At 65.9% G+C, this 15,675-nt stretch carries 15 protein-coding genes and 1 tRNA gene; 5 read left to right on the top strand and 11 right to left on the bottom strand.

All coding sequences use genetic code 11. From position 1 onward, the window contains the following. Positions 1-75 precede the first annotated feature (75 nt). Complete coding sequence (locus AB4Z10_RS13660) at positions 76-1,266, bottom strand: pyridoxal phosphate-dependent aminotransferase (protein WP_441470927.1); 1,191 nt, start codon at positions 1,264-1,266, stop codon at positions 76-78. 183 nt (positions 1,267-1,449) lie between these two features. Between AB4Z10_RS13660 and AB4Z10_RS13655 the strand changes: the two genes are divergently transcribed. The 4 genes from AB4Z10_RS13655 to accC all read left to right on the top strand — a co-directional run bounded on the left by AB4Z10_RS13655 (position 1,450) and on the right by accC (position 4,771). Continuing rightward, on the top strand, positions 1,450-2,256 hold the full coding sequence (locus AB4Z10_RS13655) for a DsbA family protein (RefSeq protein WP_441470926.1): 807 nt from the start codon (positions 1,450-1,452) through the stop codon (positions 2,254-2,256). Between the two features lie 128 nt (positions 2,257-2,384). Next, the gene (gene aroQ, locus AB4Z10_RS13650) at positions 2,385-2,840 is read left to right on the top strand and encodes a type II 3-dehydroquinate dehydratase (RefSeq protein ID WP_441470925.1); all 456 of its coding nucleotides are present in this window, start codon (positions 2,385-2,387) and stop codon (positions 2,838-2,840) included. Between the two features lie 72 nt (positions 2,841-2,912). After that, positions 2,913-3,368, top strand: a complete 456-nt coding sequence (gene accB, locus AB4Z10_RS13645; protein WP_441470924.1) for an acetyl-CoA carboxylase biotin carboxyl carrier protein — start codon at positions 2,913-2,915, stop codon at positions 3,366-3,368. Between the two features lie 41 nt (positions 3,369-3,409). Then, positions 3,410-4,771, top strand: a complete 1,362-nt coding sequence (accC, locus tag AB4Z10_RS13640) for an acetyl-CoA carboxylase biotin carboxylase subunit (RefSeq protein WP_441470923.1) — start codon at positions 3,410-3,412, stop codon at positions 4,769-4,771. A 160-nt stretch (positions 4,772-4,931) separates the two neighbouring features. Here the strand turns inward: accC and AB4Z10_RS13635 are convergent, their stop codons facing one another. Then, on the bottom strand, positions 4,932-6,044 hold the full coding sequence (locus tag AB4Z10_RS13635) for a M20 family metallopeptidase (protein ID WP_441470922.1): 1,113 nt from the start codon (positions 6,042-6,044) through the stop codon (positions 4,932-4,934). Between the two features lie 74 nt (positions 6,045-6,118). Then, positions 6,119-7,468, bottom strand: coding sequence for an amidase (locus tag AB4Z10_RS13630; RefSeq protein ID WP_441470921.1), 1,350 nt, complete (start codon positions 7,466-7,468; stop codon positions 6,119-6,121). Positions 7,469-7,744: 276 nt separating this feature from the next. Between AB4Z10_RS13630 and AB4Z10_RS13625 the strand changes: the two genes are divergently transcribed. Further along, a tRNA-Gln gene (locus tag AB4Z10_RS13625) sits at positions 7,745-7,818 on the top strand. 125 nt (positions 7,819-7,943) lie between these two features. On the opposite strand, the gene AB4Z10_RS13620 is transcribed toward AB4Z10_RS13625, so the two are convergent. From AB4Z10_RS13620 to AB4Z10_RS13585, 8 genes are all read right to left on the bottom strand, one after another. After that, the gene (locus tag AB4Z10_RS13620; protein WP_441470920.1) at positions 7,944-8,531 is read right to left on the bottom strand and encodes an SH3 domain-containing protein; all 588 of its coding nucleotides are present in this window, start codon (positions 8,529-8,531) and stop codon (positions 7,944-7,946) included. A 224-nt stretch (positions 8,532-8,755) separates the two neighbouring features. Further along, the gene (locus AB4Z10_RS13615; RefSeq protein ID WP_441470919.1) at positions 8,756-9,358 is read right to left on the bottom strand and encodes a DUF6538 domain-containing protein; all 603 of its coding nucleotides are present in this window, start codon (positions 9,356-9,358) and stop codon (positions 8,756-8,758) included. Positions 9,359-9,656: 298 nt separating this feature from the next. Next, on the bottom strand, positions 9,657-10,394 hold the full coding sequence (locus AB4Z10_RS13610) for a MipA/OmpV family protein (RefSeq protein ID WP_441470918.1): 738 nt from the start codon (positions 10,392-10,394) through the stop codon (positions 9,657-9,659). Positions 10,395-10,555: 161 nt separating this feature from the next. Beyond that, complete coding sequence (locus AB4Z10_RS13605) at positions 10,556-11,932, bottom strand: sigma-54-dependent transcriptional regulator (protein WP_441470917.1); 1,377 nt, start codon at positions 11,930-11,932, stop codon at positions 10,556-10,558. Next, entirely contained in the window at positions 11,929-13,656 is a 1,728-nt protein-coding gene (locus AB4Z10_RS13600; protein ID WP_441470916.1) for a sensor histidine kinase, read from the bottom strand. The genes AB4Z10_RS13605 and AB4Z10_RS13600 overlap by 4 nt, the downstream gene beginning before the upstream one ends. 61 nt (positions 13,657-13,717) lie before the next feature. Beyond that, positions 13,718-14,140: a DUF2147 domain-containing protein gene (locus AB4Z10_RS13595; protein WP_441470915.1), complete on the bottom strand. Its 423-nt coding sequence runs from the start codon at positions 14,138-14,140 to the stop codon at positions 13,718-13,720. Beyond that, complete coding sequence (locus tag AB4Z10_RS13590) at positions 14,127-14,534, bottom strand: DMT family transporter (RefSeq protein WP_441470914.1); 408 nt, start codon at positions 14,532-14,534, stop codon at positions 14,127-14,129. Before AB4Z10_RS13590 ends, AB4Z10_RS13595 begins: the two co-directional genes overlap by 14 nt. Continuing rightward, positions 14,531-15,622 carry a GNAT family N-acetyltransferase gene (locus tag AB4Z10_RS13585; RefSeq protein WP_441470913.1) on the bottom strand — a complete coding sequence of 364 codons (1,092 nt, stop codon included), beginning with the start codon at positions 15,620-15,622 and terminating at the stop codon, positions 14,531-14,533. The genes AB4Z10_RS13590 and AB4Z10_RS13585 overlap by 4 nt, the downstream gene beginning before the upstream one ends. Positions 15,623-15,675: the final 53 nt, after the last annotated feature.

Raw genomic sequence — 15,675 nt, 5'->3', positions numbered from 1 at the left:
GTCGATCTCCCCTTATCCCAAGCGGAGAATGCGGAGGTTCTGCGGATTCTTGCAAGGGGGACGAGGCACTATGCCTCAACGTTTCCCAAGCCAGCCACCGATGCGGGAGACCGCCTCTTCGCATTCCGCCAGCGAGCCCGCGAAGGACAGTCGCACGGTGCGGGCGCCGCGCCCTTCGTCGAAGTCGAGCCCCGGTGTGATCGCGACGCCGGCCTCTTCGAGGACGCTGCGGCAGAAGGCCATGGAATCGTTCGAATACCGGCCGATATCGAGATAGATGTAGAAGGCGCCGTCGACCGGCAGGAAATCGCCGAGACCTATCTCGGGCAAGGCCTTGAGCAGGAAGGCGCGGTTTTGCGCATAGCCGGCCTTGATCGCCTCGCATTCCTGCGTCGCGTCGAAGGCCGCCTCTCCCGCCACCTGGCTGAGATAGGGCACCGAGATCGAGAAATTCTGCTGGAGCCGCTCGATGGTGCGCACCAGCCGCTCGGGCACGATGAGCCAGCCGACGCGCCAGCCGGTCATGCAATAGTATTTCGAGAACGAGTTGACGATGATTGCGTTCTGGTCGGCCGCAAGGGCTGTCGTAGCGGGCGCGTCATAGGTCAGCCCGTGGTAGATCTCGTCCGAGATGTACCAGAGTCCGAGCCTGCGACAGCAGGCCGCGACCTCGGCGATCGCGTCCGGCGCCATCACCACGCCGGTCGGGTTGGCCGGACTCATCGTCAGCACGCCGGCCAGCGGCTTTTCCCGATGGGCGCGCTCGATCAGCTCGGGCGTCAGCGCAAAGCGCGTCTCGGGCCCGACCTCGATCGCGACCGGCTCCAAGCCCAGCGCGATGAGGATGTTGCGATAGGCCGGATAGCCCGGCGCCGTGATCGCGATCCGCGACCCCGGCTGGAAGCAGGCGAGGAAGGCCAGGATAAAGCCGCCCGACGAGCCTGTCGTCACCACCACGCGCTCGGCCGCCACGTCGACGCCATAAGCTTCGCGATAATGGCGCGCGATGCGATCCCTCAGCGAATCCGTGCCGAGAGCCTGCGTGTATCCGATCCGCCCGTCTTCCAGCGCCCGCGCCACCGAAGCGCGGATCGAGGCCGGGGTCGGCGCCGAGGGCTGGCCGACCTCCATATGCACCACCGAGCCGCCGCGACGTTCGATCGCGGCCGCCTGGTTCATCACGTCCATGACGATGAAGGGGGCGACACGCTCGGCGCGCTCGGCGAGGGCAGGCAGCGCAGCGGGCGAAAACGGGGGCTTCTGCATCGACTTGTCCGGTTCATCGAGGGGCCGAGCCCGCGTAGCCGAGCCGGAGCCTGCCCGCAACCGCCGCCCTGCTGGCAGAGCTGTGATTTGACCTTCGGGCGGCGAAGACACACAAGCTCGCGCTTACGAGTGCTTTGTTCCGGTGGGTCATTCTCCGCCCGGCGGCTTTGAAAGGACAACGAGATGGCTTTCCGGACCCTCACCAGCCTGGCGCGCGCCTGCCTGCGGCCCGCCGCCCTCGCGCTCGGCCTCTGGCTCGCGGTCTCCGCGGTGCCCGCCATGGCACAGGGCCAGCCCCTGTCGCCCGAGCAGCGCAAGGCGGTGACCGACCTGATCCGCGAGACGCTGCTGAAGAATCCCGAGATCATCCAGGATGCGCTGATCGAGCTCGAGCGCCGCAACACCGTCGCCCAGGCCGAGGCGCAGCGCGGCGCGGTCGCCGCCGAGAAGGCGCGGATCAGCGACCCGGCAACCTCCGTCATCATCGGCAACCCCGAAGGCGACATCACCCTCGTCGAGTTCATGGACTACAACTGCGGCTTCTGCAAAAGGGCGATGGAGGACGTGACGGCACTCGCCAAGAGCGATCCGAAGCTCCGCGTCGTGCTGAAGGACTTCCCGATCCTCGGGCCCGATTCGGTCGAGGCGAGCCGCGTCGCGGTTGCCGTCAAGAGCCAGCTCCAGGGCCAGAAGTACTTCGATTTCCACAACAAGCTGATGGCCGTGAAGGGCAAGGTCAACGCTGCCAAGGCGCTTGAAGTCGCCAAGGAGGCCGGCGCCGATGTCGAGCGGCTGAAGAAGGACATGGAGGCCCCGGCCACCAAGGCGGCCATCGAGGACACGGTCGCGCTCGGCGACCGCCTCGGCCTCACCGGCACGCCCGCCTTCATTGTCGGCGACGAGATCGTCTTCGGCGCCGTCGGCCAGGCCGCGCTGAAGCAGAAGATCGACTCCGTGCGCCGCTGCGGCAAGACCGACTGCGCCGGCTGACCCGCAACGGCGCTCACGCTGCGGCGTCATCGGGCCGGCGGGCGCCCTTCAGGCTTCCCCTGCCGCCCCGCAACGTTTATGAGGGCGGCTCCTGCCGCCCGCGCGCGGCGCCGGAATCAACGCCTTCCATGGTCGCCGTCCACGTCCTGAACGGACCCAACCTCAACCTGCTCGGCACCCGCGAACCGGGAACCTATGGCGCGGTCACACTGGCCGGCGTCGAGGAAAGGCTGCGGCGCCGGGCCGAGGCTGGGGGTGTCGATCTCAGCTTCCGCCAGACCAATTTCGAGGGTGAGCTCGTCACCTTCATCCAGGAGGCGGGCCTTGCCGGGGCCGGCATCGTCATCAATGCCGGTGCCTACACCCACACCTCGGTGGCGCTGCGCGATGCGATCAAGGGCGTCGATGCTCTGGCGATCGAGGTTCATATCTCGAATGTGCATGCACGCGAGGAGTTCCGGCACCATTCCTATATGGCGCCGGTCTGCGTGGGCGTGATCTGCGGCTTCGGCGTCGCGAGCTACGAGCTGGCCTTCGATGCCATCGTGCCGCTGCTGGAAAAGCGGGCGGCGAAGGCCGCCTGAAAACCGAATGAACGGGACGGCAGCTCTGCGGCCGGCCCATCCGAGAATCTAAAGAAGACGGTGACACCCGCCATGGCGACCAAGAGCCCGATCGATCCCGAACTTGTCCGCGAGCTCGCCGAGCTCCTGAACCAGACCGATCTCACCGAGATCGAGGTCGAGAAGGGCGATCTGCGCGTCCGCGTCGCCCGCAGCATCACCACGACCGTTCAGGTCCCGGCCGCGGCGCCCTTGGCCGTCGCAGCCGCGCCGGTCGCGGCCGCCCCGGTCGAGAGCAAGCCGACCGCCGCCCATCCGGGTGCGGTCACCTCGCCGATGGTCGGCACCGCCTATCGCCGCCCCTCGCCCGAGGCCAAGCCCTTCGTCGAGGTCGGCAGCGTCGTGAAGCAGGGTGAGCGCATCCTGCTCGTCGAGGCGATGAAGACCTTCAACGACATCGTCGCGCCCCGCGCCGGCACGGTCACGGCCGTCCTCGTCGAAGACGGCCAGCCGGTCGAATACGGCGAGCCGCTGCTGGTGATCGAGTGAGCGCGGCGCCGCTCGCCGCCGGGTCGGATTTGGGTTTCAAGATGTTCGACAAGATCCTGATCGCAAACCGTGGAGAGATCGCGCTGCGTGTCCTGCGCGCAGCCAAGGAACTGGGCATCGCGACGGTCGCGGTCCACTCCACCGCCGATGCCAACGCGATGCATGTGCGCCTCGCCGACGAGAGCGTCTGCATCGGCCCGCCGTCGGCGCGCGAGAGCTATCTCAACATCCCCGCGCTGATCGCCGCCTGCGAGATCACGGGCGCCGATGCCGTGCATCCCGGCTATGGCTTCCTCTCCGAGAACGCCCGCTTCGCCGAGATCCTCGAGCAGCACAACATCACCTTCATCGGCCCCAAGGCCGAGCATATCCGCAGCATGGGCGACAAGATCGAGGCCAAGCGCACCGCCAAGCGCCTCGGCATCCCCTGCGTGCCAGGCTCGGAAGGCGGCATCGCGGATGACGAGGAGGCGCTGAAGATCATTCGCGAGATCGGCTTCCCGGTCATCATCAAGGCCGCGTCGGGCGGTGGCGGCAAAGGCATGAAGGTCGTGCGGAACGAGGCGGAACTCTCCGTTCTGCTCGCCACGGCCCGTAGCGAAGCCAAGGCCAATTTCGGCGACGATGCGGTCTACATCGAGAAATATCTCGAGAAGCCGCGCCATATCGAGATCCAGGTGCTCGGCGACGGCCGCGGTCATGCGATCCATCTGGGCGAGCGCGACTGCTCGCTGCAGCGCCGCCACCAGAAGGTCTGGGAGGAAGGCCCCTCGCCCGCCCTCAACGCCAGCGAACGCGACCGGATCGGCGAAGTCTGCGCCAAGGCGATGTGCGAACTGCAGTATCGCGGCGCAGGCACGATCGAGTTCCTCTACGAGGACGGCGAGTTCTACTTCATCGAGATGAACACCCGCATCCAGGTCGAGCATCCCGTCACCGAGATGATCACCGGCATCGACCTCGTCAACGAGCAGATCCGCATCGCCGCCGGCGCGCCGCTCTCGCTCAAGCAGTCGGACATCGTCATCGAGGGCCACGCCATCGAGTGCCGGGTCAATGCCGAGCATCCGGCGACGTTCCGCCCCTCGCCCGGCAAGATCGCCTCGTTCCACACGCCGGGCGGCCTCGGCGTGCGCGTCGATTCCGCTGCCTACCAGGGCTATACCATCCCGCCGCACTACGACTCGCTGGTCGGCAAGCTGATCGTTCACGGCCGCAACCGCGACGAGTGCCTGATGCGCCTGCGCCGCTCGCTCGACGAGTTCGTCGTTGACGGTGTCGACACGACCCTGCCGCTGTTCCGGACCCTGGTGCGCAACCCGGACATCCTCAACGGCGAATACAACATCCACTGGCTCGAGAAATTCCTCGCCGCCGGCGGCATGGGCGAATCTCAGACCTGAGAGCCCGGCAACCCAGGAAAAGACAAAGCCCCCCGCATCTCGCGGGGGGCTTTTTTGTTCATATTGGAAAGGAAACCCCGGGGGGCATCCCGGGTGTCCCTACGGTCGTCCGGGATGAGCTGCGTTTCCCTTAGGAAGCCCGTGCCCCGGGACGGGAGCTTCAAATCGTCTCCAGCAGGCCCTTCATCAGCGCCTGGCGCGGGGCGATCGAGGAGATCAGCGCGTATTCCTGCAGCGTATGTGCGCCGTCGCCGTCGATGCCGAGGCCGTCGAGGGTCGGCACGCCGAGCGCGGCGGTGAAGTTGCCGTCCGAACCGCCGCCCGTCATCGGGCAGTCCTGCAGGTCGAGCCCGATGCCGGCCGCGACCTTCTGCGCCTTGGCGAACAGCTCCGCCACCATCGCCGATTTCTCATAGGGCGGCCGGTTCATGCCGCCGGTGATGCGCAGCTTCACATCGGGGTCGTGCGGCTTGAGGCTGAGGATGCGGTTCTCCATCATCACGCCATCGGCGAGCGTGGTGACGCGGCAATCGACGCTGAACCAGGCATGCTGCGGGATGACGTTCGCCGCCGTTCCGCCGCCGACCAGGGCAACGCTCGTCGTGATGCCGCGGGCATAGTCGGTCATGCCCTCTACGGCGAGGATCTGGTGCGCCGCCTCACGGATGGCGCTGCGCCCATCGGCATGGCGCGACCCGGAATGGGCCGGCCGGCCTTCCAGCCTGACATCGAAGCGGCCGACGCCCTTGCGCGCCGTGACGATCCTGCCGCCTTGCCGCGCCGGCTCGGTGACCAGCACCGCTGACGAATTCCGGCCGATCTCCTCGATCAACCCGCGGCTGGTCGGCGAACCGATCTCTTCGTCCGGTGTGAACAGGAAGACCAGCGGCCGCTTGGCGCTGCCGGCGATCGCGACCTGCTTGAAGGCCTGCAACGCGAGCCAGGCGCCACCCTTCATGTCGTAGACGCCGGGGCCGTAGAGGCGGTCTCCCTCGATCCTGACCGGCAGCTCCTTGGAGCTCGTGCCGACCGGATGCACCGTATCGAGATGCGACATCACCGCGACCGCCGGCTGGCCGTTGTCGAGGCCGGCGCGCAGCATGACCATGTCGCCGAGCCCGTCGCGGCCGGGAATGCGCTCGAGCGCGATCGGCAGCCCTTCGACATCCTTCTGGACCAGATCCATCATGCCGTTCAGCCCGGCGGCATGGTTCGTGGGACTCTCGAGCGCAACCCAGACGGAGAGCGCGGCGGCGGCATCGTTCTGATTCATGGGGTCATGTTCTCCAAAGATGCGGAGGCCCGGAAGGCCATTTCCATGCATGGCTCGCAGGCTCCGGGCGCGGCTCAGCGGCCGGCCAGAGCCGCTTCCGCCGCCTCTGCGATCGCAAACAGCGCAGCATCGCCGCCGCCGGCCCGTGCCAGCATCAGCCCGGCCGGCGCCTCGCCCGCACGATGCATCGGCAGCGAGATCGCACAACCATCCATCATGTTGACCAGCGTCGAGTTGCGCAGCATCAGCAGGTTGATGCGGGTGAAGGCCTCGTCGTCCTCGGCGAGCTCGGCGATGGTCGGCGCGACGGTCGGCACGGTCGGCATGGCCAGCACGTCGAAGGCAGAAACCTCCTCGCGCATCGCCGCGACGAAAGCGGCCCGCGCATGGGTGAGCTCGATATAGTCGGCGCAATCCTGGTTGCGGCCGCGCAGAACCCGCGTCCGCACGCGTGGATCGTAGCCATCGCCCTTCGCCTCGATCAGGGCGCGGTGATGGGCGTAGGCCTCCGAGGCAGCGAAGCCGCCCTTGGCGTTGATCCGGGCGACTTCGGCGAAGCGTTCCAGGGGCGTATCCATCACGACGGCGCCGGCCTTCGCCAGCAACTCCAGCGCCCGGTCGAAGCTCGCCGCGACATGGGCGTCGAGCCCGTCGAGCGCGACCGTCTGCGGCACGGCGATGCGCAGCCCGCCCAGGCTGGTCGGGACCTCCTTCGGCAGCTCGGCTCCGCTCATGATCTCGTGCAGCACGCGGCAGCATTCGACGCTGTTGGCGAGCGGCCCGATCGAATCGAGCGTCTGCGACAGCGGAAAGGCACCCTCGCGCGGCACGCTGGCTGCGGTCGGCTTGTAGCCGACGATGCCGCAGAACGCCGCGGGGATGCGGCAGGAGCCGCCGGTGTCCGAGCCGATACCGGCATAGGCCATGCCGTCCGCGACCGACACGGCTGCCCCCGAAGAAGAACCGCCGGGAATGCGGCGTGCCGTGCGGTCATAGGGCGAAGCCGGCGTACCGTAATGCGGATTGAGGCCGAGCCCCGAGAAGGCGAACTCGGTCATGTTGGTCCGACCCATCACGATGAAGCCGGCGCGCCGCAGCCGTGCGATTGCCGGCGCGTCGCGCTCGGCCGGAGCCGCATCGGCCAGTACGACCGAGCCGGCCGTGGTCGCTTCGCCAGCGAGGTCGAACAGATCCTTCACCGAGATCGGGATGCCAGCAAAGGGCGACGGCGCCAGCCCCGCAGACCGTAGCTTGTCCATCGCCTCGGCCGCGGCGAGCGCCGCCTCGCGATGGACCTTGACGAAGGCGAGCTTGCCCTCCCCCTCCGGCGCGTCGATCCGAGCCTGCGCCTCGCGCACGAGGGCAAGCGCAGTGGTCCGGCCGGAGGCGAGATCGTCGGCAAGGGCGGAAAGAGTGCGAGCCATGATGTTGTCGGACCGGGTGGAGGCGGAGGATATCGAGGAGCAGGCAGGCCGCCCTTCGGAGGAAGCCGCGCATGTTTGGCATGCTGCGGACCAACAGCATAGCTATGTGCAGGCAAGGCGGCCCCGCCGCCGCCACAGGCGATCCCCGCGATGTCGCAGCGAACGACATGTTCCTGTGAAATGTTTGGGGTGCGGGGTGAATTCAGCTCTTGCCAAGCCGGACCGCATTGATTAGACCCCGGCTCACCAACGCGGCGCCACGAAGCGCCACTTCGTTGGGGGATCGTCTAACGGTAGGACCCCAGACTCTGACTCTGGTTGTCTAGGTTCGAATCCTAGTCCCCCAGCCACTCCCGCGTGGCACCTCAAAGTTCAATAAAATCAAGCAATTGCGAAGGGTCAAAATCGCTCTGGTAGCCCAGCGGTAGCCCATTTTGGTATCCTGGCTCCGCCGCGCGGCCCGGCATTCTTGCTGCTATCGCCCCCCCTCTGACCTAAATCGTGCGATCGCCTCCCGACTCACGTCGCCGGGATAACAGAGCGGAGCCCAGCCACCGGGCTTCGAATAGGCGCTTCGCTTCCCGCATAGCCTGCCTGCTCGGTCCCTGTTCTCGGGACATCGACAGTTGCCCGAGTAAGCCGACGCATCGAGCGCGATGAGCTTGGCGATGATCGCGGCATCGGACAGAACTTCAAGGCCCGGTGTTTCCTTCCGCTTCGGCTTCGGCTGTTCCTCGGTCTTCGCTTCGTCGGTCTGCCGAGGCATCTCGCTTAGCCGCCTCGCGCTCACCCAACCTTCGATTGCCGAAATCGGGTGCCGTATCTCAACCCAGCCTTCGCGGCGTGACAGCTCGCCAACCTCCATTCCGTTCGGCATGCGGTTGAGGATTTTTGCCTTGGCATGCGGCTCGGCCCGCATCGGGACGTCTTTGCCGCGCACATAGAGGCTGCGCTTGATCAGCCTTGCCCGAGCTGCTGGCTCCCCCCTGTAACCATTCGTGGTCGGCTCAGCGAACAGGCTGCGGGAAGCCGTCAGCGGCTGAGCTGGCGGGGCGGTCTGCATGGGAGCGCTTTGGGTGACTGAAGGTGGCTGAGAATAGGCTGTTGGGGGCGGACTCGGTGTCTTGGAGTCCCCACATTTGAAGAGACCCAGGCCAATCAACCCAAGGATAAGCCAGCCGCCGGAGTTTTTGCGCCCCATCTAACCCAGCTAAGCGCCCTCCACACGGAACGACGCTAAGTCAGCCCTCTGGCAACCACAAGTCAGAGAGCTTTGCATCTTTCGCCTTATGGCTGTGTTCGTTTTACGGCCTCAATCGACGCGGGGAGTCGCTGGGCGGCGAGCCAGCTTGAGAACTTCTCCACGGCACGGCGATAGTCCACCTGCTGGCGCGGCTTCATCGGGCGCTCGGCCAGCCACTTATCTATCAGCCGGTTGATGGGCGTAGCCTGCCCTGTAGCAACGTCATGGAAGTCCTTCGCCCGGACGACACCCTCCTTCACTGCGATCTCTTCCGCGCGGTCGCGGACAAGGGACAGGGTGAGGCCGTGGCCGTCTTCGACTAGGTTCCCCTCGTCGTCCTCATAGGCGTAGAAGCTAGGGTCCGCTTCGGACTGCTGCACCGCCTCCCGCCACTGCATGGCTTCATCCGCCAAGGGGTCCGGGGCTTCCTTGGCTTTGCGGCGCATCTCGGCCTCAGCCTTCAACAGCTCATCCTTGAGGGTGGCGACGACACGGAACTTCTCCCGGTTCGCCACGGCGAGACTGTCAGTGTGTAGAGGGTGCTTGAGGTGTGCCTTCCCGACAGCCTTACGGAGCCGTTCGGGGACCTTTACGACGACAATCCATTGGTTGCCGTGCTTCTTGAGATAGCGCTTATCGAATGCCATGGCGCGACTTCTATCCAAATCGGTAGCTCATCAGTAGCCCAACCTGGTAGCCCACGGCAACGCTTCAATTTCTAGATTTTACAGCTATTTAAGGGAGCTTCAGAAACCCAAAATGAGGCTCCTAGTCCCCCAGCCAGCCTTTTCGGCGTGGCGTTTGCAGAAAATCACCAAAATCCAGTGACGTGCGGAGCCGAGCGGTGCTTGCCGCTGCGCGCAGATTTAATCCAGCGACTTCCGGTGCCTGATGGCGCCCGAATCCGAGGCTGCGGTCAGGCGGCCTCGGATTCGAGTCGCCGGATCAGAGGTCCATTCTGAACGAGTAACTCGCGCCAAGCCCGACCGTGAACTGGTCACGCTGGCCGATCGTGCTGACAAGCGGCGAGCGCGCGGCCTGGTCGATCATGCGGTCGTAGCGCGCGAAAAGCGTCGTCGACCACTGCTCGGACCAAGTATATTCGAGCGCCGCCGCCACACCGAGGCTCTTGGCGCCGCCGGACGGCCGGTACGGGGCGATAAAGCCGTTGATCAGCGATTCCGGCACGGTCACACCGAAATTGGTGCGCATGTAGGAAGCGCTTCCGAGCGAGAGCCGCGGGCCCGCCGACAGCGTGAAGCGTCCCATGCGCTCGACCCAGTCGGCAGAGAGATCGGCAACGATGCCCTGATGTCCGTTGAAGCCCTGCCGAATCTCGATGCGCGTGCGCAGCCGATCGAGGATCGGCCAGTACTCGGCGAAAATGCCGGCCTCGATCGCCCAGGGGACGTCTCGCATGCCGAAAAGCTTGACGCTGGATGAGGAGTAGCGCCCGGTTTTCCAACCTCCCGCCACGCCGAAGCTGAAGCGGTCGGTTTCATAGATCGCGAAATCGAGGCTGTCGTCGGGCGCGCTGAAGCCCGCCGGCTCGCCGACGCGGCGCCAGCTGAGCGAGGGCATGAAGGAGGGGCCCACGGCATTCGCCCCCTCGTATTTGGGGCCCATCTGGAACGATCCGCCGAGCGTCACGATCCAGCCCTTGGCCGGCGTTGCATCCGTCAAGGCCGGGGTCGGCTCAGCCGCCGCCGCGGACGTCGCCGAAAGCAGAACGAGGCAACCAATCTTTCCAAAACCGATACGCGACACGGTTCCTCCATGGGCGGCAAACGCGCCAAACTTCGCTCTGGCGCGCTTTCGCGACAGTGCCGCTACAAGCCCGCCAATCATTCGACCACCGTCCGGCCCACTCGAATATCGAGCTTCTTGATTCTATGCCAGAGGCTGCGTTCGGCGATGCCGAGCATCCGTGCCGCTTTCACTTGCACGCCCTCGCTCCGGCGCAGCGCCTCGATGATGAAATCCCGTTCGATCCGTTCGAGTTCAGCGTCGAGATCGCGCGGCAGTGCGTCGCGGCCAGCCCGACGCTGCCCCTCGAACAGGTCGCGCGGGAGATCCTGGACATCGATCTGCGCGGTCTTGGCGACGATGAGCGCCCGCTCGATGCAATTGTGCAGCTCGCGGATATTGCCCGGCCAGTCATGCCCCGCCATGGCCGCGAGTGCGGCCGGTGAGAAGCCGGCGACCCGCTTGCCGATCGATTCCGACAGCGTCGCCAGGAAATGCGTCGCCAGAAGCGGAATGTCCTCAGGCCGCTCTCGCAATGCGGGCAGCTGGATCGGAAAGACATTGAGCCGATAGAACAGGTCTTCCCGAAAGCGGCCCGTAGCCACCTCTTCGCGCATGTCCTTATGCGTCGCCGCGATCAGGCGGACATCGACGCTCTGGCTGCGGTTGGCGCCCACGGGCTCGAAGCTGCGTTCCTGGACGACACGCAACAGCTTCGCCTGGATCGCAAGCGGCATGTCACCGATCTCGTCGAGGAAGAGCGTGCCGCCCTCAGCCGCCGCGAAACGGCCGACTCGATTGGCCAGCGCGCCGGTGAAGGCGCCCTTGACGTGGCCGAAGAGCTCGCTCTCCAGCAGGGTTTCAGGGATGGCGGCGCAATTCACGGCGATGAAGGGCCGCCCCCGGCGCGGGCTGTTGAAATGGATCGCCCGGGCGACCAGTTCCTTGCCCGTGCCGCTCTCTCCGTTCAGCATGACGGTCGCCCGGGTCTCGCAAACCTCGGTGACCTGCTCGATTACGCGGCGGAACGACGCGCTGTTGCCGATGAGCGTATCGAAGCTGTGGCGCCCTTCCAGCTCACTGCGCAGGCGCTCATTGTCCCGCACCACATCGGCAAGGCGCAGCGCGCGCCTGATCGTCGCCGCGACATCCTCCATCTCGAAGGGCTTGGCGATGTAGTCGAACGCGCCTTCCTTGATGAGCTCGACCGCATCGCGCACAGCGGCGAAGGCCGTCAGGATGATGACCGGAATATCCGGCCAGCGGCTGCGCACTTCACGCAGCAGGTCGCGCCCATCCATGACCGGCAGCCGAAGATCGGTGAGCACGAGGTCGAAGCGCGACTGGTCCAGTGCCGCAAGGGCTGCCTGCACGCTCGTCACAGCGGTCGTGCGATAGCCGAGATCCTCCAGTGCGGCCGCCAGCACGTCGGCCAGACGCTCCTCGTCATCGACGACCAGGATGGTGTGGCTCAAGAGCGCCCTCCCGTTTCGGCCCGCGGCAATGCGAGGGTAAAGGCCGCACCCTCGCCCGGTGCACATTCGCAAGCAACCGTTCCGCCATGCGCCGCCGCCACGCTCTGCACCTTCGCGAGCCCCAGACCCGTACCTTTCGCCTTGGTGGTAAAGAACGGATTGAAGACCTCGCCCCGGATCGCGTCGGGAACGCCAGGTCCTTCGTCGCGGATCGTCAGCGACACCGTATCCGAATTCGCTGCCAAGCTCGCGTAGATGGTGCCACCCGAGGGCATGACATCCATGGCATTGAGGACCAGATTGAGGCAGGCTTGGTGAAGCTGGTCGGGGTCGCCGCTGATCTGGGCGCCTCCACTCTGGTCGTCGATGTGAAGGGTGATGCCGCGCCGGGAAAGCTCGGGCGTCGCGATGGCCGCGACCCGTTCGATGACATTGCGCAACGGGAAGTGGCTGCGCACGAGCGGTCTCGGCTGAGCGAAGTCGAGAAAGTCGCGCATCAAGGTCTCGATCCGGCGAACCTCGTCGATGACATAGCCGAGCATCTTCCCCTCGGTAGCACCGAGCTTGGAGCGATTGCGCACCACTTCCGTAGACGTCTTGATGATGCCGAGCGGATTGCGAACCTCGTGCGCGATCACCATCGCCGCCTGCCCGAGCGCCGAAAGCCTGTCGCGGCGGCGCAATTCCATTTCGAGATCATGCAGCTTGCCCAGCTGCTCGGCCATTCCATTGAAGCCAGCGGCGAGCTGCGCGATCTCGCGGCCGCCGCTGGCCGTGACGCGCTGACCGAAATCACCCGCTGCAATCGCCCTGACGCCCCGCGTCAGGGCACGCAACGGCCGCACGAGCACTTCCGACATCAATATGCCGACGACAATCGCGATGCAGCTTCCGAACAGGAATATGCCGAGGAACAGCCGCTCGCGGCCGAGCTGCTCGAAGAAGCCTGCCTCGCTGCGCAGGCCGATGAAGCTGATCGCCGCCAGCTTGCCGTCTATGCCGCGAAAGCCGGTATAGACGGCTCTGTAGCCCCCGCCATCGGCGTCCGCATCGAAGATTTCATCCTCGCCGGCATCGAGCCGCGTCAGGATCGCCTTGGGCACGGTGATCTGCCGATCGTTATGCGTCTGCACGATCGGTTCGAGCTCGCCGCCGAAGTCGGAGAACAGGTGCACCTCGAGCGAGGTGACCACTTTGATCCCGCCCAGGTAGTTGTCGTCGAGCCACGAGCCCACGAGAAGGTTGGCGGATTGCCCGTTGATCTGAATGGACTGGACGGCTCCCGCCATGATCCAGCGCCGGCCGTCGGCAATGATCCTGAACAATCCCTGCCCCGTCTTCTCGGGCAGAGACCCGACCGAAGAGAAACGGCGCGAGGAGAAGATGACTTCCCCGCCGGGTCGATAGACGGCAATGAGATCGTACCCGACCGAGCTCAGCACACCGAATTCGCGCTCGACGGTATGCTGCATCTTGACGTCGCTCGGGCTCCGTTCCAGCCGGCTCCCGATGACGCCGGCAACGCGCTGCGCCTCCTGCGCGGCTTCGGCGACCTCCAACCCGAAGAAGCGAGAAGTCTCGCCCAGCCAATGCGCGACATTGTCCTCGAACGCGTTGGAAATCAGCTTCGCGGCGACAAAGGCCGATGCCAGCATCGCCGGCACGATGACCAGCAGGAAGCCGATCACCAGCCTGAGCCTGAGCGTCRTCATCCGGGTAGACACGACAGGCCCCGGAACGACGCGAGGCGACCTCCCCGTTCGGCGCTTCGTGATCTCGCGGCGTTCACGGCTGCCTCGTCCAGGTGTCGTCGTCGCAGATCAGGCCACCGAGGACGCAGCCGCGGACCACCAATGTGCTCTGCGCCGCGAGCTCCATCGTCGTGCGGTAAGTCTTGCCGTCGGCGGGATTGTAGCCCTCCCCGGCCAGTTTCCCGTCCCCGCCGGGAGAAAACCTGCTCAGAACCTCGATGCCCAGGAGCGAGCGAGCACGCAGCTTCGCGTCGGGATTGAAGCGGTCGAAACGCGGCTCCTTCAGCCAGACGATCCGGCCGCACAGTGCTGCGCCGCAGCGGGCGATCGCAATCTCCGACTCCCCGTCGGAATCGCGCCAGCGACCGACGACATCCGACATCGGATCGGCGCGGGCCGGCAGAGGCCCCATCAGCGCCGCCGCAACGAACGCGATTTGCAGGCTACGGCTGCTCATCGTCACTCTCCCCACCGAGCAGGATCACTCCGGCGATAATCAAGGCAATGCCCACGGCGCGCATCAGATCGATCCGCTCGCCGAAGGCCGCCCAGGCGAACAACGGCACGGTGATATAGACCAATCCGGTCATCGGGAAGGCACGGCTGAGCGGCATGTCGCGCAGGATCGCCATCCACACCACGAAGGTTCCGAGATAGCCAACGACTGCAAACCAGACGCCGGGGAGCTCCAGCGATCGCGTCAGCATCGCGAGGCCGAAATCCATGTCGCCGAGCCCATCGGCGCCCCATTTGAAGGCAAGCTGCGTTCCGGTGTCGAGCCCGATGAACGCCAGCCAGATTGCTAGCTGGCGCCAGCGCGAGGGCGCTTCGGCAGGTGTGACGGCACTCATGCGGCTTTCTTTCCGGCGTGTTCGGCAAGATCGGGATCGAAGCGGTCGAAGCCGAGCCAGGGGCTAAGCGAGCGCAGCGCCCATTGCAGGGGGGCGCGGCGATGGCGGACATGGATGGTGGAGGGAACGAGCCGGCTGCCGAAACGGAGCTTGGATGCGTAGGCGGTCTGGCCACTCTGGAACAGGCGGATGCCGCGTTCGAGACAGAAGCGCACATTCGCCATCCAGCTCACGACGTAGAGATTGTGCTCACGCGCGAGCGGGTAACGCATGCCCAGGAACTTATCGATGACGCGATCGGCCTCGACCAGCAGCAGATTGAACGCCGCAAGCTCGCCTCCGATCCAGTAGAGCGCAAAAACGGCCTGCTCGCCCAGAGCCCGCGAGATCCCGGCAAAATAGCCGGGTGGCAGGAGCTCGAGCTCGCCATAATCCAAGCCGCTTTGGGCGCGCGTGGACTCGTAGAGGGCGTCGATCTCCCGCTCGAGCCCGGCGATGTCGGTACGGAACTCGATCCGGACTTCGCCAGCCTTGGAGAGCTTGCGCCTGATGTCCTTGCGCGTTGCCGCTGACAGCGACGCCAGATAGGCAGATTCGTCCGGGAAAGGCAGATCGAGTACGGCGACCGGCAGGCTGGCCAGGCGCGCAAAGCCTGCCCGGGAAAGGAAGGCGCCAGCCTCCCGCTCCTGCTCCGGCGCCAGATCCTTCCAGACGACGAGATGCGCGCCTTCGGCCGCGGCCTGCCGCTGGAGGGTTTCAGCCAGCTGCCGAAAGGCCGCGGCGCGGCCGGCCGTATCCAGCCGCGGCGAAAAGCCGAGATGGCAGCGCTCGCCATAGGGAGAGCCGACGCAGAGAGCCTTGAGGGTGACAAGGCCCGGCACATGGCGAAACAGCGCATCGCCAAGCCCGCGCAGCCTGCCTTGAAGCGGCGTATCGAGTCGGTAGTTCAGTCGGAAGAAGGGCGCGACCCCGACCACCTCGCCTTGCGTCTCGACGACGACCGCCGGCATGCGCAGTCCAATCCCGGAGGAAGCTGCTGCCGCCTCGCAGGCGCTGTAGTAGGCGTGGCACTCCGCCTCGCCGGGCAAGCACGCATCCCAAGCCGCGGGATCGATTGCGGCCACGCTTCCGACAATCCGGG

Source organism: Allobosea sp. RAF48 (assembly GCF_052114025.1).
Classification (GTDB): domain Bacteria; phylum Pseudomonadota; class Alphaproteobacteria; order Rhizobiales; family Beijerinckiaceae; genus Allobosea.
Note: the sequence above shows the minus strand (reverse complement) of the source record. Positions and strands in the feature narration are given on the sequence as shown.